2 protein-coding genes are annotated in these 3710 nt (G+C 57.2%); both read right to left on the reverse strand.

Annotated features, from left to right (window positions below):
- Positions 1–175 precede the first annotated feature (175 nt).
- Positions 176–901 carry a glutathione S-transferase family protein gene (locus tag VM163_07500; protein ID HUT03718.1) on the reverse strand — a complete coding sequence of 242 codons (726 nt, stop codon included), beginning with the start codon at positions 899–901 and terminating at the stop codon, positions 176–178.
- Between the two features lie 225 nt (positions 902–1126).
- A complete protein-coding gene (locus VM163_07505) occupies positions 1127–2794 on the reverse strand; it encodes a hypothetical protein (protein HUT03719.1) in 1668 nt (555 codons plus the stop codon).
- Positions 2795–3710 lie beyond the last annotated feature (916 nt).

Here is a 3710-nt window from a genome sequence, read left to right on the forward strand (position 1 = left end):
GAGGCGTCTTATCGCGACCCTTGGGCCTGAGCAGTCCGGCAAGTTCTTCAATCACACCGGCCACGAATATCCCTGGTAGCATGCTTCAGATCCCTAGCAGGTCGCCATCAGCGGCCTAGGCTTTTCGATGAGCGGGATGGAATGCCGTTCGAATTTATCTGCGGCGCTTTGCGCGTCATGTTGCCCAGCGGATGATCTCGGTGTTCTCGGGATAGTACCGCTCAGCCATTCGTCGAACATAGGCCTTGAGGTTGTCGTGGCGCTCGACGGCATCTCGGAGCGGCGTCTCAAAGATCGGGCAAAGCGAGGCTGCGAGAAACGCGAACCCCGTGGCGTCAAGCCCGGTCGGCGCGTCTCCCATCATGAACGGCTTGCCGGCAATAAAAGCGGCCGCCGCATCGAGTGACCTTTCGCCTAGCGTGACAATCTCTTTTTTCGAGTGACGCCCCATGCCGTGGCCGTAGAGCTCGGTTCTGATTTGCCTGCGCGCCACACGTGGAATAATGAGCCGCATCGGGAGGGGAATACGCTTGAAGAATTGTCTCATCCCCGCATCGAAGTTTTCGTCGTCGACCCAGCGCGCGTGCAGGACCGTCCAATAGGCGTGATCTTCGAGCATCTTCTCGAAGGCCCAGGCGATGGCCCGCTGCTCGTCATCGAGCCCCTTGTCGAAGTCGATCCCGTATTTCTCCTCCAGGTGCCAACGAATGAAGGTCGAGTCCGCGATCGTCTCGCCGTCGTCAACAATGTAGGGGAGCTTGCCTTTCGGGGCTTTGTTGAAGCCCCTTGTGTCGATAACGTACTCTAGGCCTGCCATCTTCAGCAGCGTTTCCACCTTGGTGACGAAGGGGCTCACGTCGGGAAGCCCGAAAGCCTTCCCGAAGGCATAAAGCGTGATCATCAACCGCTCTCCTTGCGCAATCATCTCGACGCTTTGCTAGGGGACTGTCCGGTAAAAATCTGCCAGGTCGTGCCTATAGTCGCCAGGGGCGGCTCCCGGGTCGAACCGGGCAACGTCGAGGGCGCTCGGGCTGGAGAACGGTGCTACCTTGTGGGCCGCAAATTCTCCGTTTGGCAATTTGGCGGTCCGGTTACGCGTGCTCGGGCAGACATCGGCGCCGTTCTTCTAGCTGGCCCGCGTCTTGAGATGCCCAGGGAGACTCCCGACGACAACCTGCTCAGTCTCATCGTCCCAGAAATAGTAGATACGCAAACAGCGCTCGGGGTCGCGCGTATTGCCACCATTCTTTAGGTGCCATGCTAACTCGCGCTTCTCTTTTCTCGGGCCCCAGGGAATCACGAACGTGTCGCCCTGTTCCCGTAAAAGATGCTCCTGGCCAGTTCGTTCATTTCTCACTCCGAGATTGCTGAACGCCTCGTCGCATCTGGATTGGGCTTCGTTTCCTCCTTGAGTCCGCATTTGCCAGTACTCGTTACCCAAAACCCGCAAACAGCGATGGACAAGCTCGGGATCATTGAAGCTTGCATCCTTCGCCTCGCGCTGGGCGCGGGGGGTAAGATGGACACGACCCGTTAGCGTGCGGTCTGCCCAGTTCTTTAATTCGTCATAAGTGTGAGGAAGAGCTTCCTCTGAAACCGGTCTGCCTGCAGATTCCAGAGCCCCCTCTAGATCCATCACACGCCGTTGAAGCCACTCGTTCTTGCCTTCAACAAATGTCAGTTGTTGCTCGGCAGAGATGCACTTTTTTTCTTCGTCGACTGCAAGCGATTGAAGCTCGTCGATTTCGGCTTGTTTTTCGTCGATTTCTTCCTGAGCCAGTTCTAATAGGGAATCAGTGTCGGCACCTTCCTCCTGTCGGTGCTGTCGGGTTTTCTGCAGACCAATCTGGCGCGCACGCGTGAAGGGCGGCAGTTCGCCTTCATCGCTAATAGCAACGATGGAAGCGGCGGCTGCATTAGATACAAGTAGATCGACAAATGCTTCTGGACCGACCTCTTGCCATTGAGCGATCCGTGGTCGAAAGGCCAACGGATGCCGGTATGGGTCGTCCCCCCCTGTCATTCCTGGACGATATGTACGGACAGCACCGCGGAACGTGGATAGGTCCTTGCCCAGGTAATCCGACAACCCATAGGTCATCGGGCCCGTGATCACGCTGACATGGGCAATCCCAATACAACGCCTTGCAAGGTTCCTACAATCGATTGCCGCCGTGCTGAGATCCGTGATGCCCTCGTCCAACGAAACCACATAGGCGGGCCTCGTTCGGCGCGGATCCAGCAGCAAACGCACAAGACCTCTGAGTTTTTCGTCATCATCGACAACCATAGGCTCTGCAGACACTTGCCTGTCATGCTGCAAAAGACCTGGGGTTTCTGAAAGCTGGCGGATAACACCCGGGACCGATGGTGTGTAAGCCGGTTCTGCTTCGGTTGTTGCCATAACGAGTCTTAGGCCGAAGATCGCCCGATTGCCCCGCCTGCCCAATGACATCTCAGTGGTCCATGTCCGCGCCGGAATGTCCTTGTCGGGGTCATCACACCGAGTGCACCAGTACTCCCCATCGTCCAAGTCGATGCGGACACCGGCAGCAAAGCGACCCGGCGTCATATGTTCGAATGTCTCGCCCGCCCAGGCTTCGCCAGGTAGATTGCCAACACGTGCTCGGAGCCACTTGAGAACTTCCTCGCGGGCAAGTGCGAACGAATTGGCTTTGTCCTCGCCCGCAAGTTCAGCCGTGACTTTGACAACTTGGTGCGTGTGGGGCGCCAAGCGCCGCATGCGGTCAGCCAGAGGTCGGAGCTGCTCCGAGATCGACATTGCTGCGCTCATGCCTCGACCTCCAGGAGGATACGGCGGCGTAGGCTCGGCAAATCGTGACCGCTATTTCACGTGTGGAACCGCCCCTCGCGAAGCTTATCGCCTCTCAACCCTGCATAGCAACGCAGGCCAATGCCATTTTTCGCTTCAATTCAGTGCTCTGTTGCCGAGAGGGGCAAGCAGCCTGAGGCGGACCACGGAGACCAAGTCGCAGACGGGCACTCAGCACCTAAGGCGCGAAATTTTCTCTGAAGCCGAGTTCGGCGGGGAAATAGGGAAATTGTGCCGAGATTTCAAAGGCAAGTTTTCGACGACCGAACCACGAGTTCGAATCAAGTCCGCTCCGCCAGCTAGTCATCTGTTTTTACAGAGAAATCTCGCCCTCCGAGATTGTCGCGTAGTATCCGCGAGTTAGCCACGCCAAAGTTGGCGAGAGCGATCACAGAGAGCAGGTTTCGGAGAATCGTGGCGCACTATCGAGCCCAAATTCTCTGTTCGGCAATTCTGCGGTCCGGTCGTGGATGAGGCGCGCATCGCCGCAAGACGCATCACGACTCTTCGCTGGCCGCGAACGTCCATAATATTGGGCCTTCTGTCCTTAGGACCTGCCCTGTCGGATGACTTCCCAAATTGGTGTCAGAGTATTGCGCCCACCAATGAAGCCGACGTGCCGCCATTCGAATGCGCCGAAAGAGAACTGCTGCTTGCGGAACTCGTCTTTCAGACGTCGGTCAACAAGGGAGCCGTCAGATATAATCAGCGCACGATCCGCGAGCTTTTCAGTAAGCGGCATTGTCAGAGTAAACTGGCTTGAGCCTCCTGGCGAGGGTCCTTAGCCTTCGGCGATGCGCAATCCATTCCGCTATTTCAACAGCTCGCCTGAGGTGATCCGCCTCACGGTGATGATGTATCTCCGCTATCCACTGTC

This window comes from bacterium, assembly GCA_035527515.1.
Classification (GTDB): Bacteria; B130-G9; B130-G9; order B130-G9; family B130-G9; genus B130-G9.

Coding starts and splice junctions, on each gene's coding strand:
- VM163_07500 (HUT03718.1), bottom strand. CDS start 901: ATGATCACGCTTTATGCCTTCGGGAAGGCTTTCGGGCTTCCCGACGTG.
- VM163_07505 (HUT03719.1), bottom strand. CDS start 2,794: ATGAGCGCAGCAATGTCGATCTCGGAGCAGCTCCGACCTCTGGCTGAC.